Annotated in this window: 25 protein-coding genes and 1 tRNA gene; 21 read left to right on the top strand and 5 right to left on the bottom strand. The window is 62.2% G+C overall.

The features are described 5' to 3' along the window. The first annotated feature begins 176 nt into the window (after window positions 1–176). On the top strand, window positions 177–584 hold the full coding sequence (locus tag IV454_RS30760; protein WP_206089388.1) for a hypothetical protein: 408 nt from the start codon (window positions 177–179) through the stop codon (window positions 582–584). A gap of 430 nt (window positions 585–1,014) precedes the next feature. Here the strand turns inward: IV454_RS30760 and IV454_RS30755 are convergent, their stop codons facing one another. The 4 genes from IV454_RS30755 to IV454_RS30740 all read right to left on the bottom strand — a co-directional run bounded on the left by IV454_RS30755 (window position 1,015) and on the right by IV454_RS30740 (window position 5,285). After that, on the bottom strand, window positions 1,015–1,566 hold the full coding sequence (locus IV454_RS30755; RefSeq protein WP_206089387.1) for a hypothetical protein: 552 nt from the start codon (window positions 1,564–1,566) through the stop codon (window positions 1,015–1,017). A gap of 137 nt (window positions 1,567–1,703) precedes the next feature. Further along, window positions 1,704–3,119: a M16 family metallopeptidase gene (locus IV454_RS30750; protein WP_206089386.1), complete on the bottom strand. Its 1,416-nt coding sequence runs from the start codon at window positions 3,117–3,119 to the stop codon at window positions 1,704–1,706. Window positions 3,120–3,130: 11 nt separating this feature from the next. Then, window positions 3,131–4,555 carry a M16 family metallopeptidase gene (locus tag IV454_RS30745; protein ID WP_206089385.1) on the bottom strand — a complete coding sequence of 475 codons (1,425 nt, stop codon included), beginning with the start codon at window positions 4,553–4,555 and terminating at the stop codon, window positions 3,131–3,133. Window positions 4,556–4,730: 175 nt separating this feature from the next. Then, entirely contained in the window at window positions 4,731–5,285 is a 555-nt protein-coding gene (locus tag IV454_RS30740; protein ID WP_063896184.1) for an FxDxF family PEP-CTERM protein, read from the bottom strand. A gap of 519 nt (window positions 5,286–5,804) precedes the next feature. Here IV454_RS30740 and IV454_RS30735 point away from each other — a divergent pair. Next, a complete protein-coding gene (locus IV454_RS30735) occupies window positions 5,805–6,491 on the top strand; it encodes a methyl-accepting chemotaxis protein (protein WP_206089384.1) in 687 nt (228 codons plus the stop codon). An 18-nt stretch (window positions 6,492–6,509) separates the two neighbouring features. Here the strand turns inward: IV454_RS30735 and IV454_RS30730 are convergent, their stop codons facing one another. Next, entirely contained in the window at window positions 6,510–7,820 is a 1,311-nt protein-coding gene (locus tag IV454_RS30730; RefSeq protein ID WP_206089383.1) for an FAD-dependent oxidoreductase, read from the bottom strand. 178 nt (window positions 7,821–7,998) lie between these two features. Here IV454_RS30730 and IV454_RS30725 point away from each other — a divergent pair, with 178 nt between their 5' ends. The 19 genes from IV454_RS30725 to nuoL all read left to right on the top strand — a co-directional run bounded on the left by IV454_RS30725 (window position 7,999) and on the right by nuoL (window position 24,411). Beyond that, on the top strand, window positions 7,999–8,202 hold the full coding sequence (locus IV454_RS30725) for a hypothetical protein (RefSeq protein ID WP_054263655.1): 204 nt from the start codon (window positions 7,999–8,001) through the stop codon (window positions 8,200–8,202). An 81-nt stretch (window positions 8,203–8,283) separates the two neighbouring features. Further along, window positions 8,284–9,036 carry a GIN domain-containing protein gene (locus IV454_RS30720; RefSeq protein WP_206089382.1) on the top strand — a complete coding sequence of 251 codons (753 nt, stop codon included), beginning with the start codon at window positions 8,284–8,286 and terminating at the stop codon, window positions 9,034–9,036. A gap of 76 nt (window positions 9,037–9,112) precedes the next feature. Next, window positions 9,113–9,727: a tetratricopeptide repeat protein gene (locus IV454_RS30715; RefSeq protein ID WP_206089381.1), complete on the top strand. Its 615-nt coding sequence runs from the start codon at window positions 9,113–9,115 to the stop codon at window positions 9,725–9,727. Between the two features lie 309 nt (window positions 9,728–10,036). Beyond that, entirely contained in the window at window positions 10,037–11,017 is a 981-nt protein-coding gene (locus IV454_RS30710; RefSeq protein WP_206089380.1) for an NAD(P)H-quinone oxidoreductase, read from the top strand. Window positions 11,018–11,100: 83 nt separating this feature from the next. Then, window positions 11,101–11,847 carry a triose-phosphate isomerase gene (tpiA, locus tag IV454_RS30705; RefSeq protein ID WP_206089379.1) on the top strand — a complete coding sequence of 249 codons (747 nt, stop codon included), beginning with the start codon at window positions 11,101–11,103 and terminating at the stop codon, window positions 11,845–11,847. A gap of 36 nt (window positions 11,848–11,883) precedes the next feature. After that, window positions 11,884–12,336: a preprotein translocase subunit SecG gene (secG, locus tag IV454_RS30700; RefSeq protein ID WP_206089378.1), complete on the top strand. Its 453-nt coding sequence runs from the start codon at window positions 11,884–11,886 to the stop codon at window positions 12,334–12,336. Between the two features lie 170 nt (window positions 12,337–12,506). After that, window positions 12,507–12,593: transfer RNA gene (locus tag IV454_RS30695), tRNA-Leu, on the top strand. Window positions 12,594–12,764: 171 nt separating this feature from the next. Further along, complete coding sequence (locus IV454_RS30690; protein WP_054263650.1) at window positions 12,765–13,124, top strand: NADH-quinone oxidoreductase subunit A; 360 nt, start codon at window positions 12,765–12,767, stop codon at window positions 13,122–13,124. A gap of 3 nt (window positions 13,125–13,127) precedes the next feature. After that, on the top strand, window positions 13,128–13,604 hold the full coding sequence (locus IV454_RS30685; RefSeq protein WP_054263649.1) for a NuoB/complex I 20 kDa subunit family protein: 477 nt from the start codon (window positions 13,128–13,130) through the stop codon (window positions 13,602–13,604). Between the two features lie 15 nt (window positions 13,605–13,619). Further along, entirely contained in the window at window positions 13,620–14,213 is a 594-nt protein-coding gene (locus IV454_RS30680; protein ID WP_206089377.1) for an NADH-quinone oxidoreductase subunit C, read from the top strand. Further along, on the top strand, window positions 14,213–15,466 hold the full coding sequence (locus tag IV454_RS30675; protein ID WP_054263647.1) for an NADH-quinone oxidoreductase subunit D: 1,254 nt from the start codon (window positions 14,213–14,215) through the stop codon (window positions 15,464–15,466). Before IV454_RS30680 ends, IV454_RS30675 begins: the two co-directional genes overlap by 1 nt. A 26-nt stretch (window positions 15,467–15,492) precedes the next feature. Beyond that, entirely contained in the window at window positions 15,493–15,972 is a 480-nt protein-coding gene (gene nuoE / locus IV454_RS30670; RefSeq protein ID WP_166886563.1) for an NADH-quinone oxidoreductase subunit NuoE, read from the top strand. Further along, entirely contained in the window at window positions 15,969–17,264 is a 1,296-nt protein-coding gene (gene nuoF, locus IV454_RS30665; protein WP_054263645.1) for an NADH-quinone oxidoreductase subunit NuoF, read from the top strand. The genes nuoE and nuoF overlap by 4 nt, the downstream gene beginning before the upstream one ends. Before the next feature lie 15 nt (window positions 17,265–17,279). Continuing rightward, window positions 17,280–19,619, top strand: coding sequence for an NADH-quinone oxidoreductase subunit NuoG (gene nuoG / locus IV454_RS30660; RefSeq protein ID WP_206089376.1), 2,340 nt, complete (start codon window positions 17,280–17,282; stop codon window positions 19,617–19,619). Then, on the top strand, window positions 19,619–20,710 hold the full coding sequence (gene nuoH / locus IV454_RS30655) for an NADH-quinone oxidoreductase subunit NuoH (RefSeq protein ID WP_206089375.1): 1,092 nt from the start codon (window positions 19,619–19,621) through the stop codon (window positions 20,708–20,710). The genes nuoG and nuoH overlap by 1 nt, the downstream gene beginning before the upstream one ends. A 10-nt stretch (window positions 20,711–20,720) precedes the next feature. Next, complete coding sequence (gene nuoI, locus IV454_RS30650; protein WP_054263642.1) at window positions 20,721–21,209, top strand: NADH-quinone oxidoreductase subunit NuoI; 489 nt, start codon at window positions 20,721–20,723, stop codon at window positions 21,207–21,209. A 54-nt stretch (window positions 21,210–21,263) separates the two neighbouring features. Continuing rightward, the gene (locus tag IV454_RS30645) at window positions 21,264–21,971 is read left to right on the top strand and encodes an NADH-quinone oxidoreductase subunit J (RefSeq protein ID WP_054263641.1); all 708 of its coding nucleotides are present in this window, start codon (window positions 21,264–21,266) and stop codon (window positions 21,969–21,971) included. Then, the gene (gene nuoK / locus IV454_RS30640) at window positions 21,968–22,276 is read left to right on the top strand and encodes an NADH-quinone oxidoreductase subunit NuoK (RefSeq protein ID WP_054263640.1); all 309 of its coding nucleotides are present in this window, start codon (window positions 21,968–21,970) and stop codon (window positions 22,274–22,276) included. The genes IV454_RS30645 and nuoK overlap by 4 nt, the downstream gene beginning before the upstream one ends. 56 nt (window positions 22,277–22,332) lie before the next feature. Beyond that, a complete protein-coding gene (gene nuoL, locus IV454_RS30635; protein ID WP_206089374.1) occupies window positions 22,333–24,411 on the top strand; it encodes an NADH-quinone oxidoreductase subunit L in 2,079 nt (692 codons plus the stop codon). Window positions 24,412–24,416: the final 5 nt, after the last annotated feature.

Genomic DNA, 24,416 nt, shown 5'->3' with positions numbered 1-24,416 from the left:
ATTCGGCATGCACGGTATCGTAGTAACATATAAGAGGGGCATATCTGCTGATAACAATGCATCTAAGGTAGCTTGAGGCCTGTTTGGCTTTCGTCGGGGGCGAAGCGAAGCGAGCGGTTGGTCGATGTGAGTGCGCGGAAGCGCGCTACTGGAATCATAAATTTTGGGATGGTCGCGTGAAAAAAGGCGTTTTAATTCGCTTGGCAATCTATGCCGCACTCGTATCGATAATTATCCTTTCGATCTGGGTTTTTAAAACCAGCCCTTGGGAACGAGAGGTTTCGGTAACTACCAGCCATGAGACTTTTACAGGACCAGGACCGGGCATAAAAATCCTGCAAATTCGCGATATGAGATTTGTACTGTTGCTTGGGATTACCCCAGCGCCGTGGCCGGCTGAGGCGCATGATATTTGGCAAGCGGCACGGCGTGGAAAGGTTGTGCATGTTGCTGTTCCCGAGAACGGAGCCGTGTTGCGATTTGATATTTCAGGCGTAACAGAAACCGGTGAAATGATGATTGTTTGTCCGTCCGAGGTGAAAGCAATGCATATCTTGCAGGTTTTGAAAATTCAAGCGTGGTGAAATATATTGGCGAGGCCAGAAAGCGTGGGGCAGTTCCGGCAATCGCCATCCGTAACGGGGTAGCCACGCTGTGGGTATTTACGGTGAGGATACACAGGCTGATCTGTCGGGCACCTGGCATAACCGGTGATGTCGGGCTCGATGGCGAGCTGAGTGTTTGAATGTGGCTGGGAATGCGCGAACGGAGCCATTTCTCGGCCGCTTTTTCAGGCCGCATCGCTCAAATTTGCCGGTCGAGACGGACCTCGAGCGTCAGAACGCCTCGACATCGGCCTCCTTCAAATAGGTGGGGCGCTCTGTAGGCAGAGACCTTCCCGTTCAGGTACAGGGTGGCGCGCGCCAAGCCCGGCCAAGGCGGCAATGAGCACGATGGGGACGACGCGGAGGATTCCTAAAACAATGTCTTAAGAGACGCTTATTTAAATGACGCCTATTTCAGAGGGACATTCAGGAGCACTTTTGAAATGTCGTAGTAGGCGAACCAGCCCACGCCATTCCTGGTTTTACCTTCCATGCCCCCCGTGCAGGAAAAATCCGGCATCGTGAACGGAACAGCGAGGTTCTGGCCGTCGACGATCACCATCTCGCAACGTGCCGAGTTGCCGCGAATATATAGGCGCGCTTCGTAGCTTGCGCCGGGTTCCGGCAGGAATGTCGCAGTCACGGAACAGCCTGCATTGGCCTGGCCCTGTACCTCGATCGTTGCCAGGTCGAAGGTGAACTCTTGGCCCGCTGCGATTTTCTGGGTCGGCAATTCGTCACGCTCGTCCATGCCCATGCGGGTACCGATGCGTCCGCCGGACGGCGGGCTGGCGCAGGCCGGATTGGCAAACACGTTTGCCGTTCCGGTACGCATGCGCCCGGCAGAATCGTTATCGAAGTACATCCCCAGGGAAGCGGTCGGGCCGCTTGGCGGCGCATAGGTAATGCAACCGGTCAAGGACGCCAGCAGGAAGGGCAAAGCGCAGGTTTTGGTGGTCATGGCAGGTAGCCGGCCGGGCCGGCGGATATTGTGTGGAGAAGCGGGCAACAACAAGCCGCCGGTGCTTGCGCAGCGGCGGCTTGCGGGCGAATCGATCCGGTACAGGCGCCCTGGCGGGCTTTCCTGCCGTCCCGGACTTACTTCTGCTGAATGGTGAACTCCCCGTATTGCTTCAATTGTTCGGCCACGGCGGCATTGTCGCCCACCACGATCACCGATTGCAGCTCAGGGGCAAAATATTTCTTGCCCATCTCGCGCACCTGCGCCGAGGTGACTTTCTGGATCAGCGGCACATATTGGCCGAGGAATTCCGGCGGCAGCCCGACCAGCCAGTTGTTGGCCAGGGTGCCGGCCACGGCGCGCTGCATCTGGTTGTTGATCAGGTAGCCGCCGGCCACGTAGCGCTTGTTCATGCTCAGTTCCGCGTCCGGTACCAGCTCGCTGCCGATGCGGGTGTACTCGTGCAGGTATTCCTTGAGCGCGGCGCCGGTCACTTCATTGCGCACATCGGCCCCGCCGACGATGCTGCCGCCGTTGCGGAAGATGCGCGCGCCGGCCGAGGCGCCGTAGGTGTAGCCCTTTTCCTCGCGCAGGTTGAGGTTCACCCGGCTGCTGAAACCGCCGCCGAGGATGGTGCTGGTCAGGCGCAGCGGCACGTAGTCGGTGGCGCTGGCGGCCATGCCCGGGCTGCCCAGGCGCATGGTCGACTGCACGCTGCCATCGCGCTGCAGGAGGATGCGCACCGGCTTGGCTTTCAGGTTGGCGCCCGCGGTCTCGGGCAGGGCAGGGCCCTCGGCCTTCCAGTCGCCGAAGGCGGCCGTGGCCAGCTTGAATGCCTCGGCGTTGCCGATGCGGCCGGTGATCACCAGCAGGCTGCGGTCGGGACGGAAGCGCTTGGCGTGCTCGGCGCGCAGCAATTCCGGCGTGACCGTGCTGATCGATTCGATGGTCGGGCTGGTGTTACCGTACGGGTGAGCGCCGAAGACCGCTTTGTTCAGCGCGCGTTCGGCGCGAAAACCCGGGGTGGCCTCGGACACTTTCAAGCCCTCCAGCGCATTGCCCTTGGCCAGTTCGACTTCCTGCGGCGGGAAGGCCGGCATGCGCGCCACTTCGGCCAACAGATCGAGCATCGGTCCGGCGTTCGAGGTCAGCGCGTTGGCCGAGACGGTGATGCCGTCGTGGCTGGCGCCGGCGCCGACTTCGCCGCCCAGGCCCTGGGCCGCTTCGGCGATGGCGCGCGAATCGCGTTTGGTGCTGCCTTCGTTGAGCAAGCCGGCCATCAGGTTGGCGAAGCCGGGGTGCCCGCTGTCGTCGGCGGCCAGGCCGGCGCCGCGCACGGCCAGCACGTAGTCCACGCGCGGCAAGCCCTGGCGCGGTACCACCCACACCTGCAAGCCATTGGACAGGGTTTGCTTGATGATGGTCGGGGCCGGGATCGGCTTGTCCTTGCCGTACGGCGGCAGGGAATTGGCGGCGGCCTTGGCGCTGCCGGCGGCAAAGGCGGCCGGCGCGAACAGCAGGGAAATACTCAGTGCCAGCATCAGTTTTTTCATGGCGGCTCTCCTTAATTCTTCACAGGGGATGGTGCGGCAGGCGTACGGGCAGCCGGCGCTGGGGCAGCCGGCGCGGGGGCGGCGGCGGTCTTGACCACCGGCTTGCGGTCGATGACGGTGCGGTTGGCCTGGGTCAGGTAGGTCTTGGCGACGCGCTGGATATCGTCCGAGCTCACGCCATCGATCCAGGCTGGAATCTGGTTGACCACGTTGGCGTCGCCCCACAGGGTTTGCAGCTTGGCCAGGGTGTCGGCACGGTCGATGAAGCTTTCCATCGTGTTGTACCAGTTGGCCAGCATGCGCGTCTTGACGCGCTTGAGCGTGGCCGCATCGACGCCGCCCGCCACCACCTTGGCGACTTCTTCATCGATGCTCTTGAGCATGACGTCGGCGCTGCTGGTCGGCTTGTACAGGGCGAACACGGTAAACAGGGTCGGGCCGTCGAATTCCCACGGGCTGGTCAGGCCGTACAGGGAGTCGAGGTTGAGCGCCACTTCGCGCCCCTTGACCAGGCCCTGGTACAGCAGCGAGGCGTCGCCGCCGGCCAGCAGCTCGCCCAGCACCGCCATCGGCGCCAGATCCTTACTGCCGCGCGCCGGCATCTTCCAGGCGGCGGCAATGGCCGGCACCTGGGCCAGCGCATCGCTTTGCTCGATGCGCTTCTCGCCCGTGCCCAGCGGTTCGCTGAAGTCGGTGCCCGGCGGAGTCGGGCGTTTCGGAATGCCGGCGAAGTATTTTTGCGCCAGCGCGAAGCCCTGGGCCGGGGTCACGTCGCCGGAGATCGCCAGCACTGCATTGTTGGGGCCGTAGTAATCGCGGTGGAAATTGCGCACGTCGTCCAGGCTGGCGCCTTCCAGGTCCTGGAAGCTGCCGTAGCCGTCGTGGTTGTTTTCCCACTTCTGGAAGGCTTGCTGGTTGATGTCGATCCACATGAAGCCGCCGTACGGCTGGTTCTTCACGTTGACCCGGATTTCTTCCTTGACCACGTCTTGCTGGTTCTTGAGGGTTTTTTCGTTGAAGTCGAGCGTCTTCATGCGGTCCGCTTCGAGCCACAGGATCGAGTCGATCGACGACACCGGCGCCGTCTCTATATAGTTGGTGAAGTCGGGGCGGGTCGAACCGTTGTTGCGCCCGCCGCCGCCGGTGATGGCCTTGTCGAACACGCCCTTGGGAGCGTTCGGCGTGCCCTGGAACATCAGGTGCTCGAACAAGTGGGCGAAGCCGGTGCGGTTTTTCGGCTCGAGCCGCATGCCGACGTGGTACACCACGCTCACGCCGACGGTGGGCGAGGTATGGTCGGGCGAGACGATCACGGTCAGGCCGTTATCGAGCTTTTTGACATTGACGGGGATTTTCCAGCTATCGCTGGCGGCCGCAAAAGCGGTCAGCGACAGGGAAAGTCCGGCGATGAGAACGGGGAGTTGGCGCATGCGCATGTAAGACCTCACGATAAAAACCTGGTAAACGACCTTGGCCGCAGGGGAACCCGCTGCACGGCGAAGTATCTTAACGTACGTTGGTTTTTAAACAAACATATGCATGTGAAAAAAAACCCCGCGTCACGCGCCAGGGCGCGCAACGCGGGGGTTTCTATGCAGGGCGCGTGATTGCTTACGCTGCCAGTGCGGCGGCTGCTGCCTTTTTGTTGCGGCGGCGAGCGGTGAAGCCCAGCAGGCCGAGGCCGGCGAGCATCATGGCATAGGTTTCTGGCTCAGGTACTGGTGCCAGAGCGATGTTGGTCGAGTAGCGGCCCGACGAGTTCGACAGGATGCTGCCCTTGACCTGGATGGTGTAGGCGCCAGCCGACAGGCTGGCGGTCGACAGCGACCATTGGTCGGTCGCGCCGGTCGACAGCAGCTTGCCGCCGAACAGGGAACCGTTGCTGTCGATCAGGTTGAAAGCGGTGATGTCCAGGCCGTTTTTGGCATTGCCGGTGATCGACAGGACGCCAGCGGCGAAATCGCCAGCCTGGGCCAGGGTGAACTTGTAGTTGTCGACGAAGGTGTTGCCTTTCTGGCCGCCTTTGAAAAAGCCATCGGCTTCAGCGAAGTTGTCTACCAGTTGCAAGGTCGATGTGTTGATGATTTCGATAGCCGATGCCTGGCTCGACACGAGTGCAGCGGATGCCAGCGCGATGGCCGACAGGAAAACTTTGGATTTTTTCATCATATAACACCTATTAAAGTTGCCTTTTGTTAAGGCCGGATTGGGGCTTGAATCGCGTGTGTGGACGCGAGAGCCCAATCTAACATCGGCTTGTGACAGGAGTAAGGATGAGCCCGCTACTTTACATCTCGTTGCAATTTCCTACACAAAACGTTTATTGGGTCTGAAAACCCTATGACAAACCGATCTTCATAGTGAAGAGCTCGCTTGATGTCTGCTGCACAGCACCATTTGTGTTCATATTATTTTTGAATGTAGGCATAGTCCTACACAAAAACGAGAAATTTAGGAAGGTTGACTTTAAGTACATCCTAAGCTGAGGTACTGTTGAAACAGCTCAACACCGTCGTTTCGCATCATGCTGGTGTGCGTGACGCCGTCTTGGTGCCCGACTTGTGCCGCAGTGCGCCACTTTGGTGAGGTGGACGGCCGAAATCGCCTCCTGCGCTGGCACGGAACCTGCATCTGCTTGCCTGTCCGGATGGCGAAGTCGCCGCCGGCATGAAGAAGGAGAGCACTATGTTGGAAGCTGCGAGCATCGTGGAACACGAGCGCCAGGATGGCTTTGACGGCGTCAAGCTGTCGGGCGATGTTTTCGGCGCCTTGATCAATCTGTCGGGCCGGCGCCGCTTCACGTCGCAGCGGGTGGTCCTGTACGCGGTGCTGGCCTCGATGGGCCACGCGGGTGCGGCCGCCACCGCGCGCGAGACCCTGGCGCTGTTTCGCGACGCCCATGTGACCCTGGTCGAAGGCAAGGGCGGCTTGCCGGGCGTATTCTGCGCCCAGTTGCGCGACGCCTATTTCGGCGTGCTGCAGGGCGACCGCGTGATCCGCGACTTTATCGCCCTGGCCGAATCGACCCTCGACGCCATCGTCGGCGAAGGCCGTGGCGCGCCCGCGCTGCTCGACGAGCTGGTACGCAGCGCCACCGCCCTGCTGAGCGTGCTCAACGGCCTGACCCTGGTATATGAGGAACAATCGAAGCGCCACGCCCAGCTGCAAAAGCGCCAGCTGCAGGTGATGATGGGCGAGATCAAGACCATCGCCAGGCAAGCCCGCATGGTCGCCTTCAATGCCCAGGTCGTCGCCGCGCGCGCCGGCCAGGCCGGCAAGGAGTTTTCCGTGGTGGCCAGCAGCATGACCATGATCACCGGCGAAATCGACGATCTGGTGCACCAGGCGCTGAACGGCGCGCTGGCCTGCTGAGGTCAAGCGGGAGGGACCTCAGCGCGCCAGGTGCTGGCCCAGCCATTTGCCCAGGCACAGCAAGGTCAATGTCGGCGGCAAGCCCCACGGCCCCGGAATGACCGAGGCGTCGCAGACAAACAGGCCGGGTGCCCCGGCTTGCAAGGTGCCATCGACGCCGTCGCCGATGGGCACGCTGCCACCCGGATGCGCGGCGAAATGGCGGCTCTTGAACACATGGCTGGCGCCGCAAGCGGCCAGGATCGCGCGCGCCATCGCCTCGCCTTGCGCGAATTTGCTGCGGTCGACCGGGTGCAAGGTCTTGTCGACCCAGCGCGGGCCCACCGCGCCGCCCGTCTGGTCGCCGATCTTGACCATGATGGAGAGCGTGCGGCGATGCGCGAACAGGCGGTCGAAGCGCCCGGCCTGCGCGGTAAAACCCTGGTACATCGGCTTGGGCAAGGTCATGTCGGCCAGGGTAATGCCGGCCTCGTCCAGGCGCATGCCGGCCGCCATCGGCACCTCGGCGCCGCCGTCGAGGCCATCCACGCTGCCCATCAGGGCCACCACCGGATCGCTGAACAGGCTGCTGGTTTGCGCCCGCAAGCCGCTCTGGTGCAACAGGCGCGGACTGCCGACCCCGCCGCCGGCCAGGATCACCAGCGGCGCCAGCGCATGGCGCGCCGTGCCATCGCGCAGGTACTCCACCCCGACCGCCTTGCCGTGTTCGAGCAGCACGCGGGTGGCGCGCGCCGCATCGATCAGGGTGGCGCCGTGGCGGCAAGCCTCGTCGATGAAGTCGCGCGCGCTCCACTTGGCCCCGAACGGGCAGCCATAGGCGCAACGCCAGCAGCCTGTGCGGCACAGCTGGGGACGGATCATCTTGTCGAGCTTGTGCCACTCCATGCCCAGCGCGCGCGCGCCTTGCATGATGCGGGCCGCCATCGGGCCGATCAGGGTATCGGGAAGCGGCCCGATCGGCAGTTCGGCGCGCAGCGCCCGCAGCGCCGGCGCCAGGTCGATGCCGTGCGCGGCGAAGCGGGCCAGGGGCGGATCGGCGGCGGTGGCGAAATTGATGCTGGAGCTGCCGCCGGCGTTGATGCCCTGGACCAGCAGCGAGCCGTCGCGGTGGACGAAGGCGCCTTTGCCGGGAATGGCGGCGATGCGCGCCATCTGGCCCAGGGTACCGCTGAGCGGGGCGGCGCTGCCCTGTTCGAGGATCAGCACGCGCAAGCCGCGGCTGGCCAGTTCGCGCGCCACGCTGGCGCCGCCGGGTCCGCTGCCGATGACGATCGCATCGTACGAGGGCGTGCCGCGCGCGGCGTTCGAGGGGGCTGTGGTGGCGGACATGAGCCGCAGTATCGGCCCGCGTGGCGGGAGAGTCAATCGCAATGCGTTTCAGCGCGCCGATTTGTTGGACCAGGTGGCCAAAAATGCAGTTCGTCGGAATCCGGTGGAAGCCTGCGCGCCGCATGGCTAAAGTGACAGCATACCGCCACGTCATCGAACCCAAGCCGAGGAGCGCATCATGAACATCGCCAAACACATGGAAGCCATCTTTCTTGCCGTTGTCGCCGTCATCGGCGCCACCACCTTCGCCACGGCCGGCGCGCCGCTCCAGCGCAGTGCGCCGGGCGTTGCCGCCGCAGCTGCCCCCGGCGCCGTCATGCCGGTGGTGGTGGTCAGCGCGCGCCGCCTGAGCGCCGCTGAAAAAGCGCAGTTGCCACAATAAGCTGGAATGCCGCCGCGCTTGCTGGTAGTGTACGTACCGGCCGGCCCGACCGGCATCGATAAGAAGATCTGGAGACGCGCAATGAATCAGTTTTTCCACGCCGGCGCGCTGGCGGCAGCCTTGTGCACCTTGTTTGCCCCGGCCAGCGCCGCGTCGGACGGCAGTGTCACCGAAACGCGCATGGTCGATGCCAGGGCGCAGCGGGTCAGGCTGGACGGGGCCATCGATTTGCGCCTGCGCCAGGGCGCCGTGCCCAGTCTGGTCATCAGCGGCGACAAGCGTCTGATGAGCTCCATCACCACCGAGCAGGATGGCGACACCTTGTCGATCGGCAGCGAAGGGCGCGGCCACAGCGTGCGGGCCGAACTGACCCTGCCGACCTTGCGCGAAGTAGCGTCCGAAAGCATCGGCTGGACCGATGTCAGCGGTTTTTCGGGCGACGAGCTGGAGCTGTCGCTGGAGGGGGCCGGTTCGATGAAGGTCAATTGCAATTACCGTCTCGTCAGCGCCAGCCTGGGCGGGGTAGGCAGCATGAACCTGCAGGGCGTGGCCAGCGACGGTGTGGACCTGGTGCTGCGCGGGGCAGGGTATGCGACCCTGAGCGGCGGCGCGAAGTGGCTCAAGGTCAATCTGGGCGGCTTGGGCGGACTCGACGCCCAGCACTTCCAGGTCGATAGCGTGACCCTCGACTTGAACGGACTAGGCAATGCCGCGGTGATGGCGCGCCAGAGCGCAACCCTGCGCCTGAGCGGGCTCGGTTCGGTGACGGTGTACGGCAAGCCGCCCAACCGCAATGTCAAGGTTGATGGCCTTGGCAAAGTCAGCTGGAAATAACCGTCATGCTATCCATGTACGACGGACGACTGGATCAACAGGGCGGGCAAGCCGCTCCTGGTGCGATACGCGAACCATGAAAAAATTACTTGTTGCGATGATTGTCGCACTTGGCCTGCACGGCAGCGCGCTGGCCGGCTTTACCGAAGGCGCCAACGCCTACAATGCGCGCGACTATGCGCGCGCGCTGAGGGAAGTCGCGCCGCTGGCGCGGGCGGGGCATGTGGAGGCCCAGCATTTGCTCGGCCTCATGTATTACATGGGACGCGGGGTGGCGCGCGACTACAAGCAAGCCATGCTGTGGCACCGCAAGGCGGCCGAGCAGGGCAAGGCCGATGCGCAGTATGTGGTGGGGGCGATGTACTACACCGGCAATGCGGTGCCGCTTGATCACAAGGAAGCGATCGCGTGGTTCCGCAAGGCGGCCGAGCAGGGGCATGCGGAGGCGCAGCATGCGCTGGGGCTGATGTACCGGTATCACGCGGCGGGCATGCCGCAGGATAAGGTGCTGGCGTATATGTTGTGGAACCTGGCGGCGGCCGCTGGCAATGCGAATGCGACCGAGCAGAGGGCGGCGATCGCCAAGCGCATGACGCAGGAGCAGATCGACGAGGCGCAGGCGCTGTCGCGCGCGTGGCGTCCGGGGACGCCGTTGCCGAGGCAATCGCGTAGCGGGGCAGGGATGGGGTAGATTGTGCTGGCGGTGCCTGCGTCGCCCGCCGTCGTTCCCGCGAAGGCGGGAACCCAATTACGTTGATCCGCCAGTGGCTGCGGTACAAACTTGGGTTCCCGCCTTCGCGGGAACGACGTAGAGGTGGCGGGAACGACGTAGAGGTGGCGGGAACGACGTAGAGGTGGCGGGAACGACGTAGAGGTGGCGGGAACGACGTAGAGGTGGCGGGAACGACGTAGAGGTGGCGGGAACGACGGTGGTGGCGGGAGCGACGGCCTAACCCCACTTCCCGTACAATCGCCTTTTGCTTCCAGCGAGCCCCATCCCATGCGTGCCATCGAAATCAAGCAACCCGGCCCTCCCGATGTTCTGCAACTGTGCGAGCGTCCCGTCCCTGAACTGAAACCCGGCGCAGTGCTGATCCGCGTGCACGCGGCCGGCATCAATCGTCCCGACGTGCTGCAGCGCCTCGGCCATTACCCGGTCCCGCCGGGCGCGTCCGACCTGCCGGGCCTCGAAGTGGCCGGCGAGATCGTCGGCGGCGACCTGTCCGGCAGCACCTTCCGGCAAGGCGACATGGTGTGCGCCCTGGTCCAGGGCGGCGGCTACGCCGAATTCTGCGCCGCCCCGCTCCAGCAATGCCTGCCCGTGCCCGCCGGCCTGTCCGCGCTCGAAGCGGCCTCCCTGCCTGAAAACTACTTCACGGTCTGGAGCAACGTGTTCGACCGCGCCAGACTGGCCGCCGGCGAAACCCTGCTGGTGCAGGGCGGTACCTCCGGCATCGGCGTGACCGCCATCCAGCTCGCCGCCGCCTTCGGCCTGCGCGTATTCGCCACCGCCGGCAGCGCCGCCAAATGCCGCGCCACCGAAGCGCTCGGCGCCGAACGCGGCATCGATTACAGGGCCGAAGACTTCGCCGCCGTGGTCAAGGCGCTCACCGACAACAAGGGTGTCGACGTCATCCTCGACATGGTCGGCGGCGACTACCTGCCGCGCGAAATCGATTGCCTGGCCGACGATGGCCGCATCGCCCTGATCGCCCTGCTGGGCGGCGCCAAGGCGACGATCGACCTGGGCCAGGTGCTGCGCCGCCGCCTGACCATTTCCGGCTCGACCCTGCGCCCGCGCCCGGTCGCCTTCAAGGGCGCCATCGCCGCCAATCTGCGCGAACACGTCTGGCCGCTGTTCGAAGCGGGCAAGATCGGCCCCGTCATTTTCAAGACCTTCCCCCTCGAACAGGCCGCCCAGGCCCACGCGCTGATGGAGAGTTCCACCCATATCGGGAAGATCATGCTGCAAGTGGTGTGATCGGCTGGCAACTGCCCCCGGCCTTTGTTTGACCGACATCGGATCGGGGGTTAAAATAGCGGGTTAATTAAATCTGGGCTACTATGCGTCGCAAACTCGTCGTAGGAAATTGGAAGATGAATGGCAGCCGTGCCGCGAATGCAAGCCTGTTGGCTGGCATTGTCGCTGGTGTGAATGCCGCTGATGCCTCTTGTGCCGTGTGTGCGCCGGCACCCTATCTGTCCCAGTGCCAGGATGCCTTGAGCGGCAGCCCGGTGGCCTGGGGCGCGCAGGATGTCTCGGCCCAGCCGGGCGGCGCCTTCACCGGCGAAGTCGCGGCAGCCATGCTGGCCGATTTTGCGTGCACGTACGTCATCGTCGGCCACTCCGAGCGGCGCGCCTATCATGGCGAAAGCAGCGAGCTGGTGGCGAAGAAAACCGTCGCCGTCCTCGACGCGGGCATGACCCCGATCGTGTGCGTCGGCGAAACCCTGGCCGAACGTGATGCCGGCCAGACCGCCGCCGTGGTGTCGGGCCAGCTTGGCGCCGTGCTCGACCTGGTGGGCGAGCGGATGGCGCAGATTGTCGTCGCCTACGAACCGGTCTGGGCGATCGGCACCGGCAAGACGGCCACGCCAGCCATGGCCCAGGAAGTCCATGCCCAGTTGCGCGCGCAGCTGATGGCCAAGAATGCAGTAGCGGCCGAGACAGTGCAGATTTTGTACGGCGGCAGCATGAAGCCCGATAACGCCCTGGAATTGATGGCTCAGCCTGATATCGACGGCGGCTTGATCGGCGGGGCGGCACTGAAGGCGGCGGATTTCCTTGCCATCCTTCATGCAGCCAATTGAAATATTATTGTTGTTAAACTTGGAATGGAATAAGCAATGAACACGTTGTTCAATCTGGTAGTTGTTGTACAGGTTATTTCCGCTCTGGCGATTATCGGTCTGGTCTTGCTGCAGCATGGCAAGGGCGCCGATATGGGAGCGGCCTTCGGTTCCGGCGCGTCCGGCAGTCTGTTCGGCGCCACCGGCTCCTCGAACTTCATGTCGAAGTCGACCGGCGTGGCCGCCGCGGTGTTTTTCGGTGCGACCCTGGGCCTGGCGTTCTTTGCCACCAAAAACAAGAACCACGCCGGCGGCGGTGTGATGGACCGCGCTACCGTGACGGCACCAGCGCCGGCGCCAGCGACCGGCCCGGGCGCCATCCCGTCCACCGCACCGGCAGCTCCCGTGGCGGCGCCGAATGCGCCAGTGACCGGTGGCGCTGTTCCTGCCGCTGCGCCGGCAGCGGCGACAAACGTACCGGAAGTACCTGTTAATCCCGTGCCAAAGTAATTCAATTCTGGTAGAATACTGCCCGCGCACAGAGTATTAGTTAGCGCAGGCAGCATGATCGAATATTGATCAGTATCAAAAAGAAGTAAGGTTTTTCTGTTTTATCCTTGTTTTCGCGCAATTTTGCATTGAATACAGTGATGTAACAATGTTAGAATAGCGGACTCAATGCCGACGTGGTGAAATTGGTAGACACGCTATCTTGAGGGGGTAGTGGGCGAAAGCCTGTGCGAGTTCGAGTCTCGCCGTCGGCACCAAGAATATAAAAGCCAGCAAGGTTGCATAAGCGAATATGTTTATGCCTAAGCTGGCTTTTTTGCGAGGATCAGTCGTTCGGTCCTGGTGGCAAGGTTCAAGCCAGGTTCGTGCGGTAGGGCGCTGCGACATGCAGTGTTTCATTAACCGATCGTTCAACATAGGCTCATCAAGTGAACCTCGATAATTATTTCCCCGTCCTGATGTTCATCCTGGTCGGCATCGGTGTCGGTGTCGTCCCGCAGGTACTCGGATATCTGCTCTCTCCCCACAAGCCCGATTCCGCCAAACTGTCGCCTTACGAGTGCGGCTTTGAAGCGTTCGAAGACGCGCGCATGAAGTTCGACGTCCGCTACTATCTGGTGGCAATCCTGTTTATTTTGTTTGATCTGGAAACGGCATTCTTCTTCCCCTGGGGCGTCTCCATGCGTGAGCTGGGCTGGTCCGGCTTCGTGACGATGATGGTGTTCATCGCCGAGTTTGTGGTCGGTTTTTGGTATATCTGGAAGAAAGGTGCCCTTGATTGGGAATAAGCCATGTCAATTGAAGGCGTATTAAACGAAGGTTTCATCACCACGACAGCAGACAAGCTGATCAACTGGGCGCGTACCGGGTCGATGTTCCCGATGACGTTCGGCCTGGCTTGCTGCGCCGTCGAAATGATGCACACGGGCGCGGCCCGCTACGACATGGACCGCTTCGGCGTCGTGTTCCGTCCCTCGCCGCGCCAGTCCGACGTGATGATCGTCGCCGGCACCTTGTGCAACAAGATGGCGCCCGCCCTGCGCAAGGTCTACGACCAGATGCCGGAACCGCGCTGGGTCATCTCGATGGGTTCCTGCGCCAACGGCGGCGGTTACTATCACTATTCGTACTCGGTGGTGCGCGGTTGCGACCGCATCGTGCCGGTCGATGTCTACGTGCCGGGCTGTCCGCCGACCGCTGAAGCGCTGCTGTACGGAATTCTGCAATTGCAGAACAAGATCAAGCGCACCAATACCATCGCACGTTAAGAAGCGGTTTCCACCATGACGACAAAACTCGAAGCCCTTGAACTCGCCCTGCGCACCGCATTGGGTGAGGGCGCCGCTATTTCCGTGGCGCTGGGCGAAGTGACCGTAGTGGTCAAGGCCGCCGGCTATATCGCCGCGATGCAGACCCTGCGCGACCATCCCGCGCTCAAATTCGAACAACTGCTCGACCTGTGCGGCGTGGATTATTCCACCTACGGCGAAGGCAGCTGGGAGGGCGCGCGCTTCGCCGCCGTCTCGCACCTGTTGTCGATCGAACACAACTGGCGGGTGCGCGTGCGCGTGTTCGCCGAAGACGACGATACGCCGGTGCTGCCATCGGTGGTTGAGCTGTGGCGTTCCGTCAACTGGTACGAGCGCGAAGCGTTCGACCTGTACGGCATCCTGTTCGAAGGCCATAACGACCTGCGCCGCATCCTCACCGACTACGGCTTCATCGGCCATCCGTTCCGCAAGGACTTCCCGATGTCCGGTTACGTCGAAATGCGTTACGACCCCGAACAGAAGCGCGTGATCTACCAAGCCGTGACGATCGAGCCGCGTGAAATCATTCCGCGCGTGATCCGCGAAGAAACCTACGGGATGAAATAATGGCTGAAATTAAGAACTACACCCTCAACTTCGGTCCGCAGCACCCGGCCGCGCACGGCGTGCTGCGCCTGGTGCTCGAACTGGACGGCGAAGTGATCCAGCGCGCCGACCCGCACATCGGCCTGTTGCACCGCGCCACCGAAAAGCTGGCCGAGACCCGCACTTACCTGCAATCGGTGCCTTACATGGACCGTCTCGACTATGTGTCGATGATGAGCAATGAGCACGGTTACGTGATGGCGATCGAGAAGCTGCTCGGCATCGACGTGCCCGTGCGCGCCCAGTATATCCGCGTCATGTTCGACGAAATCACGCGCCTGCTGAACCACCTGATGTGGCTCGGCACGCACGCGCTCGACGTCGGCGCCATGGGTCCTTTCCTGTACGCTTTCCGCGACCGTGAAGACTTGTTCGACTGCTACGAAGCGGTATCCGGCGCGCGCATGCACGCGGCCTACTACCGTCCGGGCGGCGTGTACCGCGACCTGCCGGATGCGATGCCGAAGCACAAAGCCTCGATCATCCGCAGCGCCAAGGCCATCGACGAACTGAACGAACACCGCCAGGGCTCGCTGCTCGACTTCCTCGACGACTTCTGCAAGCGTTTCGTCACCTATGTCGACGAATACGAAACCCTGCTGACCGACAACCGTATCTGGAAACAGCGTACCGTCGGCATCGGCGTGGTCAGCCCGGAAGCGGCGAAAGCCATGGGCTTTACCGGCGCCATGCTGCGCGGCTCCGGCGTGGAATGGGATTTGCGCAAGAAGCAGCCGTACGCCGTGTACGACAAGATGGACTTCGACGTCCCGGTCGGTACCAATGGCGATTGCTACGACCGTTACCTGGTGCGCGTGGAAGAGATGCGCCAGTCGAACCGCATCATCAAGCAAGCATCGGCCTGGCTGCGCGCCAATCCGGGTCCGGTCATGACCGACAACCACAAGGTCGCGCCGCCAAAGCGCACCGAGATGAAGTCGAACATGGAATCCTTGATTCACCACTTCAAGCTGTTTACCGAAGGCTTCCACGTGCCGCCGGGCGAAGCGTATGCCGCGGTCGAGCATCCGAAGGGCGAGTTCGGGATCTACATCGTGTCGGACGGCGCCAACAAGCCGTACCGCCTGAAGATCCGCACCCCCGACTATGCGCACTTGCAAAGCCTGGACGAAATGGCGCGCGGCCACATGCTGGCCGACGCCGTCACCATCATCGGCACCCAGGACATCGTATTCGGCAGTATCGACCGCTAAGCTGTCGACCCATTTGAGGCACAACCATGTTGTTATCAGAGCAGTCATACAAAAAAATCGACCGTGAAGTCGCCAAGTATCCGCCCGACCATAAAGAGTCCGCGGTCATGGCGGCGCTCGCCATTGCCCAGGATGAAAAAGGCTGGCTCCCGCCGGAAGTGATGCAGGACGTGGCCGATTACCTCGGCATGCCCGCCATCGCCGTGCAGGAAGTGGCCACCTTCTACAATATGTACAACGTCAAGCCGGTCGGCAAGTACAAGATCAGCGTGTGCACCAACCTGCCGTGCGCCCTGTCGGGCGGCGAGCACGCCGGGCACTACCTGCAAGAAAAACTGGGCATCGGCTACCGCGCCACCTCGGCCGACGGCCAGTTCACCCTGGTCGAAGGCGAGTGCATGGGCGCTTGCGCCGACGCGCCGGTGATGCTGGTTAATAACAAGCGCATGTGCAGCCTGATGTCGGATAGCAAAATCGACGCACTGGTCGAGGAACTCAAGAAATGACATCGCTCCACTCACGTCACATCGACCCGGTCATCCTGGCCGGCCTCGACGGCCAGAACTGGCATTTACAGGATTACGTGAACCGTGGCGGCTACTCCGCGCTGCGCCGCATCCTGGAAGAAAAAATCACGCCGGAAGCGATCATCGCCGAACTGAAAGCCGGTTCCCTGCGCGGCCGTGGCGGCGCCGGTTTCCCCACGGGCTTGAAGTGGAGCTTCATGCCGCGCCAGTTCCCGGGCCAGAAATACCTCGTCTGCAATACCGACGAAGGCGAGCCGGGCACGTTCAAGGACCGCGACATCATTCGCTACAATCCGCACGCGCTGATCGAAGGCATGGCCATCGGCGCCTACGCGATGGGCATCACGGTCGGCTACAACTACATCCACGGCGAAATCTGGGCCGAATACGCGCGCTTTGAAGACGCACTGGACGAGGCGCGTGCCGCCGGCTTCCTGGGCGACAAGATCATGGGCAGCGAATTCAACTTCCAGCTGCACGCCGCCCACGGTTACGGCGCCTACATCTGCGGCGAAGAAACCGCGCTGCTCGAATCGCTCGAAGGCAAGAAGGGCCAGCCGCGCTTCAAGCCGCCGTTCCCGGCCTCGTTCGGCCTGTACGGCAAGCCGACCACGATCAACAACACCGAAACCTTCGCCGCCGTGCCGTTCCTGCTGAACATGGGTGGCGAGAAGTACGCCGCCATCGGCAAGCCGAACAATGGCGGCAGCAAGATTTTCTCGATCTCGGGCGACGTCAACCTGCCGGGCAACTACGAAGTGCCGCTCGGCACGCCATTCGCCAAGTTGCTGGAACTGGCTGGCGGCATGCGCGGCGGTAAAAAGATCAAGGCGGTCATTCCCGGCGGTTCGTCCGCCCCGGTGATCCGCGGCGACGTGATGATGAACACCGATCTCGACTACGATTCGATCGCCAAGGCCGGCTCGATGCTCGGTTCGGGCGCCGTGATCGTCATGGACGAGACGCGCTGCATGGTCAAGTCGCTGCTGCGCCTGTCGTATTTCTATTATGAAGAGTCTTGCGGCCAGTGCACGCCGTGCCGCGAAGGCACGGGTTGGATGTACCGCATGGTCCACCGCATCGAGCACGGCCAGGGCCGTCCCGACGACCTGGACATGCTCAACTCGATCGCCGACAACATCCAGGGCCGCACCATTTGCGCCCTCGGTGATGCGGCGGCGATGCCGGTACGCGCTTTCGTGAAGAACTTCCGCGAAGAATTTGAATATCACATCGAGCACAAGCACTGTCTGGTGCCTGCTTATATCTAAGGCCAGAGAACTCTCATGGTTGAAATTGAAATTGACGGTAAGAAGGTAGAAGTCCCACCGGGTAGCATGGTGATGGACGCGGCCAACAAGCTGGGCACCTACATTCCGCACTTCTGCTATCACAAGAAATTGTCGATCGCAGCGAACTGCCGCATGTGCCTGGTTGAAGTCGAGAAGGCACCGAAGCCTTTGCCGGCTTGCGCCACGCCGGTCTCGGCGGGCATGATCGTGCGCTCGAACAGCGAGAAGGCGGTGCAGGCACAGAAATCCGTGATGGAATTCTTGCTGATCAACCACCCGCTCGACTGCCCGATCTGCGACCAGGGCGGCGAATGCCAGTTGCAAGACTTGGCGGTCGGCTACGGCAAATCGAACTCGCGCTACGAAGAAGAAAAACGGGTGGTGCCGCCGAAAGATGCCGGTCCGCTGATCTCGATGCAGGAAATGACCCGTTGCATCCACTGCACCCGCTGCGTGCGTTTCGGCCAGGAAGTGGCCGGCGTCATGGAACTGGGCATGCTGGGTCGCGGCGAACACGCTGAAATCACTTCCTTCGTCGGCAAGACCGTCGATTCTGAAGTGTCGGGCAATATGATCGACCTGTGCCCGGTCGGCGCACTGACCTCGAAGCCGTTCCGCTACAGCGCCCGTACCTGGGAATTGTCGCGCCGCAAATCGGTCAGCCCGCACGATTCGCTCGGCACCAACCTGATCGTTCAGGTCAAGGGCGGCAAAGTCATGCGCGTCCTGCCGCTGGAAAACGATGCGATCAATGAATGCTGGATTTCGGACAAAGACCGTTTCTCATACGAAGCGCTGGACAACCAGTCGCGTCTGACCAAGCCGATGATCAAGCAGGGCGGCCAGTGGGCCGAGACCGACTGGCAAACCGCGCTCGAATACGTGGCGCACGGCTTGCGCAATATCAAGCATGAGCATGGCGCAGACAGCATCGCCGCCCTCGCCACCGCCCATTCGACGGTCGAAGAGCTGCACCTGTTGCAAAAAGCGATGCGCGGCATCGGTTCCGAGAACATCGACTTCCGCCTGCGCCAGAGCGATTTCGCGCTGGACGGCCAGGTCACCCCATGGCTGGGCATGCCGATCGCCGACCTGTCGACGGTCAAGCGCGCGCTCGTCATCGGCTCGTTCATCCGCAAGGATCATCCTTTGGTCGCCACGCGCCTGCGCGCCGCGGTCAAGGGCGGCGCCAAGCTGTCCCTGGTGCACGCCTCGGATGATGAACTCTTGATCCCGACCGCCAACAAGATCATCGCCGCGCCGTCCGACTGGCTCGCTGCCGTATCAAGCATCGTGGCCGCTGTCGCCGCCGCCAAGGGCGTCGCTGCCCCAGCCGGCTTCGAAGGCATTGAAGCGACCGACGCCGCCAAGGCCATCGCCGCCAGCCTGAACACCGGCGACGAGAACCTGCCTGGTGTGGTCTTGATGGGCAACGCCGCCGCGCACCATCCGCAAGCGTCCGCGCTGCATGCGGCTGCGCAGTGGATCGCCGAACAGACCGGTGCCAAATTCGGCTACCTGACGGAAGCGGCCAACACGGTTGGCGGCTACCTCGTCGGCGCGACCGCCAAGAATGCCGCACCGGCCTTCTCGGTACCGAAAAAAGCCTACGTGCTGCTTAACGCCGAGCCTGAGCTCGATTGCGCCAACCCGCAGCAAGCCCGCGCCGCGCTCGACGCCGCCGAAATGGTCGTCGTCATGTCGGCCTTCCAGCATGGTTTCGAGTACGCCGACGTGCTGCTGCCGATTTCGCCATTCAGCGAAACCTCGGGCACCTTCGTGAACTGCGAAGGCCGCGCACAGAGTTTCAACGGCACCGTCAAACCGCTCGGCGATACCCGTCCGGCATGGAAAGTGCTGCGCGTGATGGGTAATCTGCTTGGCTTGTCCGGTTTCGAATACGACACCTCCGAAGCGATCCGCGACGAGCTGTTCGGCAAAGGCGTGACCGACCTGTCGGCCAAGCTGAACAACACCGGCAAGGCCGTCCTGAAGTCCGCGACCTTCGGCACCAGCGGTGCCCTGGAGCGTATCACCGACGTGCCGATCTACTTCGCCGACGCCATCGCGCGCCGTTCCGAACCGCTGCTGCGCACCGCCGACGCCAACGCGCCGCTGGTCACCTTGCCTTCGGCCCTGGCCGACAAGCTCGGTGTGCAGGCTGGCGCCAAGGTCAAGGTCACGCAAGGTTCCGGTTCGGCCATCCTGGTGGCTGGCGTCGATGCCCGCCTGCCCGCGAACACCGTGCGTGTCGCCTCGGCGCACCCGGCAACCGCCACCTTGGGCGCGATGTTCGGTGCTATCACCGTTGAAAAAGCAGGGGAGGGGATCTGATGGCTCTGCCTGACATGATTAATGGCGTCAACGCCTGGGGCGCGACCAATATCGGCTACGTCTGGCCGGTAATCTGGACCCTGGTCAAGATTGTGTGCGTCTTGCTGCCGCTGATGGGCCTGGTTGCCTACGCGACCCTGTGGGAACGCAAGCTGATCGGCTGGATCCAGATCCGGATCGGCCCCAACCGGGTCGGCCCGATGGGTCTGCTGCAACCGATCGCCGATGCGCTCAAACTGCTCTTCAAAGAGATCGTGGTGCCGGCCAAGGCATCGGGCGGCCTGTTCATCCTCGGTCCGATCATGACCATCATGCCGGCGCTGGCTGCCTGGGTGGTGGTGCCTTTCGGTCCTGGCATCGCCCTGGCCGACGTCAATGCCGGCCTGCTGCTGTTGATGGCGATCACCTCGATCGAGGTGTACGGCATCATCATCGCCGGCTGGGCGTCGAACTCGAAATACTCGTTCATGGGCGCGATGCGCGCCTCGGCCCAGATGATTTCCTACGAAATTCCCATCGGCTTCGTGCTGGTGGTGATTCTGATGGTGTCGGGCAGCCTGAATTTCTCCGACATCGTCGGCGGCCAGAACATCGGCTGGGGCGTCTCGCATGGCATCTCGATGTTGTCGTGGAACGTGTGGCCGCTGCTGCCGCTGTTCGTGGTCTACCTGACCTCGGGTCTGGCCGAATGCAACCGTTCCCCGTTCGACGTCGTCGAAGGCGAATCGGAAATCGTGGCCGGCCACATGGTTGAATACTCGGGCATGTCCTACGCCATGTTCATGCTGGCCGAATACGCCAACATGATCCTGATCGGCACTCTGGCATCGATCATGTTCCTCGGTGGCTGGCACGCGCCGTTCGCCTTCATGGAAGTTGGCGGCGTGCTGGGCGGCTTCCTCGGCTTCTTCTGGCTGTTCGCCAAGGCCTTTGTGATTGTCTCGCTGTTCATCTGGGTTCGCGGCACCTTCCCGCGCTATCGCTATGACCAGATCATGCGTTTGGGCTGGAAGATTTTCATTCCGGTGACCCTGGTATGGCTGGTCCTGGTCGCAGGCTGGATGCAGACATCCTGGAACATTTGGAAGTAAGGAATACAAAATGGAACGAGTGAAAGACTTTTTCAGCAGCATGCTGCTGACCGAACTGATCAAGGGATTGGCGCTGACCGGACGCTATGCGTTCTCGCGCAAGATCACCGTGCAGTATCCGGAAGAGAAGACCCCGATGTCGCCGCGTTTCCGCGGCCTGCATGCGCTGCGCCGCTACCCCAACGGGGAAGAGCGCTGCATTGCCTGCAAGCTGTGCGAAGCGGTGTGCCCGGCCATGGCCATCACGATCGAATCGGAACAGCGTGACGACGGCTCGCGCCGCACCACGCGCTACGACATCGACCTGACCAAGTGCATTTTCTGCGGCTTCTGCGAAGAATCCTGCCCGGTCGACTCGATCGTCGAGACGCACGTGCTGGAATACCACGGCGAAAAACGCGGCGATCTGTACTATACGAAAGAGATGTTGCTCGCTGTCGGCGATCGCTACGAGGATGACATCGCCGCCGCGCGCGCGGCCGATGCCCCTTACCGCTAGTATTTGGCAAACGATGTATTTAGCACATTTAACTGCAAGTCCTCTGGGTTAGTTATGGAATTTAAAACTGTATTGTTCTACGTGTTCTCGGCGATTATGATTCTCGCCGCGACCCGCGTTATCACTGCCCGCAATCCGGTCCACGCGGCACTGTTCCTGGTGCTCGCGTTCTTCAATGCGGCCGGCATCTGGATGCTGCTCAAGGCCGAGTTCCTGGCCATCGTGCTGGTGCTCGTGTATGTGGGCGCGGTGATGGTGCTGTTCCTGTTCGTGGTCATGATGCTCGATATTAATATGGACCGCATGCGGGAGGGCTTCTGGTCTTACCTGCCGCTGGCCACCGGTATCGGCGCGCTGATCGTGCTGGAAATGGCGGCGGTGCTGTGGCGCGGCTTCATGAAGGTGGGCCAGGATGCCGACACGGTGGGCGCGAACATCGGCGGCACCAAGGAATTGGGCATGCTGATCTACACCAAGTACATCCTCGGCTTCGAGATCGCCGCGGCGATCCTGCTGGTGGCGATTGTGGCCGCCGTCGCGCTGACCCTGCGTCGCCGCAAGGATACCAAGGCCTTCAACCCGGGCGACGCCGTGCGCGTCAAGCGCAACGACCGCCTGCGCATCGTGAAGATGGCCGTGGTCGACCAGCCCGCCATCGACGCGGCATCGAAAGCGGCCGCGCTGGCCGCCGCCGAAGCCCAGGCGGCCGCCACCGCGCCCGTCGTCACGCCGCCGGTTGCCGCACCCAAGGAGACAAAATGACCTTATCGCTCGCACACTACCTGGTCCTGGGCGCGATCCTGTTCGCGATCTCGATCGTCGGGATCTTCCTGAACCGCAAAAACGTCATCGTGCTGCTGATGGCGATTGAATTGATGCTGCTGGCCGTGAATTTGAACTTCATCGCGTTTTCCCACTACCTGGGCGACGCGGCGGGGCAGATCTTCGTCTTCTTCATCCTGACCGTGGCCGCCGCCGAATCGGCAATCGGCCTCGCGATCCTGGTGGTCCTGTTCCGTAACCTGGACACCATCAATGTGGAAGACCTCGATACCCTCAAAGGCTAATCCGGTCCGTTTGGCGCTTACATTCATACTCGAATACATAACGATTAAGGTTCAACATGGCGGGGCAACTTCTTAACCCTAACGTCCTTCTTGCCGTACCACTGGCGCCGCTGGCTGGTGCGGTGATTGCGGGCTTGTTCGGAACAAAATTCTTCGGTAACCTGGTCGGCCGTAAAACGTCGCATACCGTCACGATTTTGGGCGTGCTGATCGCGCTGGTCCTGTCGGTGCAGACCTTGATGGCCGTGCAGGACGGCGCCACCTTCAACGGCACCATCTATAACTGGATGACCGTCGGTACCCTGAAAATGGAAGTCGGCTTCCAGATCGATGCCCTGTCGGCGATGATGATGTGCGTCGTCACCTTCGTGTCGCTGATGGTGCACATCTATACCATCGGCTACATGGCCGAAGACGAAGGCTACAACCGCTTCTTCGCGTACATCTCGCTGTTTACGTTCGCGATGCTGATGCTGGTCATGGCCAATAACTTCCTGCAGCTGTTCTTCGGCTGGGAAGCCGTGGGCCTGGTCTCCTATCTGTTGATCGGTTTCTGGTACACCCGTCCGACCGCGATCTTCGCCAACATGAAGGCCTTTTTGGTCAACCGGGTCGGCGACTTCGGTTTCATCCTCGGTATCGGACTGCTGCTGGCGTTCGCCGGTTCCATGAATTACCAGGAAGTGTTCGCCAAACGCGAAGCCCTGGCCCTGATGACCCTGCCGGGTTCGGACTGGATGCTGCTGTCGGTCGCCTGTATCTGCCTGTTCATTGGCGCGATGGGCAAATCGGCCCAGTTCCCGCTGCACGTCTGGCTGCCCGATTCGATGGAAGGCCCGACCCCGATCTCCGCACTGATCCACGCCGCGACCATGGTCACCGCCGGCATCTTCATGGTGGCGCGCATGTCGCCGCTGTTCGAACTGTCCGACACCGCGCTGTCCTTCGTGCTGGTGATCGGTTCGATCACGGCGCTGTTCATGGGCTTTTTGGGCATCATCCAGAACGACATCAAGCGCGTGGTCGCTTACTCGACCCTGTCGCAGCTCGGCTACATGACGGTGGCACTCGGTTCGTCCGCCTACTCGGTCGCCGTGTTCCACCTGATGACGCACGCGTTCTTCAAAGCGCTGCTGTTCCTCGGCGCCGGCTCGGTCATCATCGGCATGCACCACGACCAGGACATCCGCAACATGGGCGGCCTGCGCAAGTACATGCCGATCACCTGGATCACCGCGCTGCTTGGCTCCCTGGCGCTGATCGGTACCCCTGGTTTCTCGGGTTTCTACTCGAAGGACAGCATCATCGAAGCGGTCCACGCAAGCCATATCTGGGGTTCGGGCTTTGCCTACTTCGCGGTGATGGCCGGCGTGTTCGTCACGGCGTTCTACTCCTTCCGCATGTACTTCCTGGTGTTCCACGGCGAAGAACGTTTCGGCAAGGCGAACACCGATCATCACAGCCACGGCCACGATTCGGATGCCCACGAGGAATCGCATGCCGATTCCGATGCAGATCACGACCACGGCCACCATGGCCTGGCCCCGGGCCAGAAGCCGCACGAGTCGCCGCTGGTGGTGACGTTGCCACTGATCCTGCTGGCGATTCCTTCGGTGATCATCGGCTACCTGACCATCGGTCCTATGCTGTTCGGCGACTTCTTCAAGGGCGTCATTTTCGTCGGCGAGAATCACCACGCGATGCACGAACTGGCCGAAGAATTCCATGGCCCGCTGGCCATGGTGATCCACAGCCTGACCTCGCCGGTGCTGTGGCTGGCGATTGCCGGCGTGGCCTCGTCGTACTACTGCTACATGATCAACCCGCGCGTCCCTGCCGCCATCTTCAAGGCGCTGCGTCCGATCCATACCTTGTTGGACAATAAGTACTACATGGACAAGTTCAACGACGTGGTGTTCGCCGGTGGCGCGCGCCTGCTCGGCAACGGCTTGTGGAACATCGGCGACAAGGGCCTGATCGATGGCCTGGTCGTCAACGGAAGCGCGAAACTGGTTGGCTGGTTCTCGTCCATCGTCCGTCTCGGACAGACCGGCTATATCTACCACTACGCGTTTGTGATGATCATCGGGGTGCTCGGCGCGCTGATGTACTTCCTCCCGTTCTGGCACGCTTAATCAGA

This window comes from Massilia antarctica, from assembly GCF_015689335.1.
GTDB lineage: Bacteria > Pseudomonadota > Gammaproteobacteria > Burkholderiales > Burkholderiaceae_D > Telluria_A > Telluria_A antarctica.
Note: the sequence above shows the minus strand (reverse complement) of the source record. Positions and strands in the feature narration are given on the sequence as shown.

Bases quoted from the DNA above. Each gene is read 5' to 3' on its own strand.
- IV454_RS30755 (WP_206089387.1), bottom strand. From the start codon at position 1,566: ATGACCACCAAAACCTGCGCTTTGCCCTTCCTGCTGGCGTCCTTGACC.
- IV454_RS30750 (WP_206089386.1), bottom strand. From the start codon at position 3,119: ATGAAAAAACTGATGCTGGCACTGAGTATTTCCCTGCTGTTCGCGCCG.
- IV454_RS30745 (WP_206089385.1), bottom strand. From the start codon at position 4,555: ATGCGCATGCGCCAACTCCCCGTTCTCATCGCCGGACTTTCCCTGTCG.
- IV454_RS30740 (WP_063896184.1), bottom strand. From the start codon at position 5,285: ATGAAAAAATCCAAAGTTTTCCTGTCGGCCATCGCGCTGGCATCCGCT.
- IV454_RS30735 (WP_206089384.1), top strand. From the start codon at position 5,805: ATGTTGGAAGCTGCGAGCATCGTGGAACACGAGCGCCAGGATGGCTTT.
- IV454_RS30730 (WP_206089383.1), bottom strand. From the start codon at position 7,820: ATGTCCGCCACCACAGCCCCCTCGAACGCCGCGCGCGGCACGCCCTCG.
- IV454_RS30725 (WP_054263655.1), top strand. From the start codon at position 7,999: ATGAACATCGCCAAACACATGGAAGCCATCTTTCTTGCCGTTGTCGCC.
- IV454_RS30720 (WP_206089382.1), top strand. From the start codon at position 8,284: ATGAATCAGTTTTTCCACGCCGGCGCGCTGGCGGCAGCCTTGTGCACC.
- IV454_RS30715 (WP_206089381.1), top strand. From the start codon at position 9,113: ATGAAAAAATTACTTGTTGCGATGATTGTCGCACTTGGCCTGCACGGC.
- IV454_RS30710 (WP_206089380.1), top strand. From the start codon at position 10,037: ATGCGTGCCATCGAAATCAAGCAACCCGGCCCTCCCGATGTTCTGCAA.
- tpiA (WP_206089379.1), top strand. From the start codon at position 11,101: ATGCGTCGCAAACTCGTCGTAGGAAATTGGAAGATGAATGGCAGCCGT.
- secG (WP_206089378.1), top strand. From the start codon at position 11,884: ATGAACACGTTGTTCAATCTGGTAGTTGTTGTACAGGTTATTTCCGCT.
- IV454_RS30685 (WP_054263649.1), top strand. From the start codon at position 13,128: ATGTCAATTGAAGGCGTATTAAACGAAGGTTTCATCACCACGACAGCA.
- IV454_RS30680 (WP_206089377.1), top strand. From the start codon at position 13,620: ATGACGACAAAACTCGAAGCCCTTGAACTCGCCCTGCGCACCGCATTG.
- IV454_RS30675 (WP_054263647.1), top strand. From the start codon at position 14,213: ATGGCTGAAATTAAGAACTACACCCTCAACTTCGGTCCGCAGCACCCG.
- nuoE (WP_166886563.1), top strand. From the start codon at position 15,493: ATGTTGTTATCAGAGCAGTCATACAAAAAAATCGACCGTGAAGTCGCC.
- nuoF (WP_054263645.1), top strand. From the start codon at position 15,969: ATGACATCGCTCCACTCACGTCACATCGACCCGGTCATCCTGGCCGGC.
- nuoG (WP_206089376.1), top strand. From the start codon at position 17,280: ATGGTTGAAATTGAAATTGACGGTAAGAAGGTAGAAGTCCCACCGGGT.
- nuoH (WP_206089375.1), top strand. From the start codon at position 19,619: ATGGCTCTGCCTGACATGATTAATGGCGTCAACGCCTGGGGCGCGACC.
- nuoI (WP_054263642.1), top strand. From the start codon at position 20,721: ATGGAACGAGTGAAAGACTTTTTCAGCAGCATGCTGCTGACCGAACTG.
- IV454_RS30645 (WP_054263641.1), top strand. From the start codon at position 21,264: ATGGAATTTAAAACTGTATTGTTCTACGTGTTCTCGGCGATTATGATT.
- nuoK (WP_054263640.1), top strand. From the start codon at position 21,968: ATGACCTTATCGCTCGCACACTACCTGGTCCTGGGCGCGATCCTGTTC.
- nuoL (WP_206089374.1), top strand. From the start codon at position 22,333: ATGGCGGGGCAACTTCTTAACCCTAACGTCCTTCTTGCCGTACCACTG.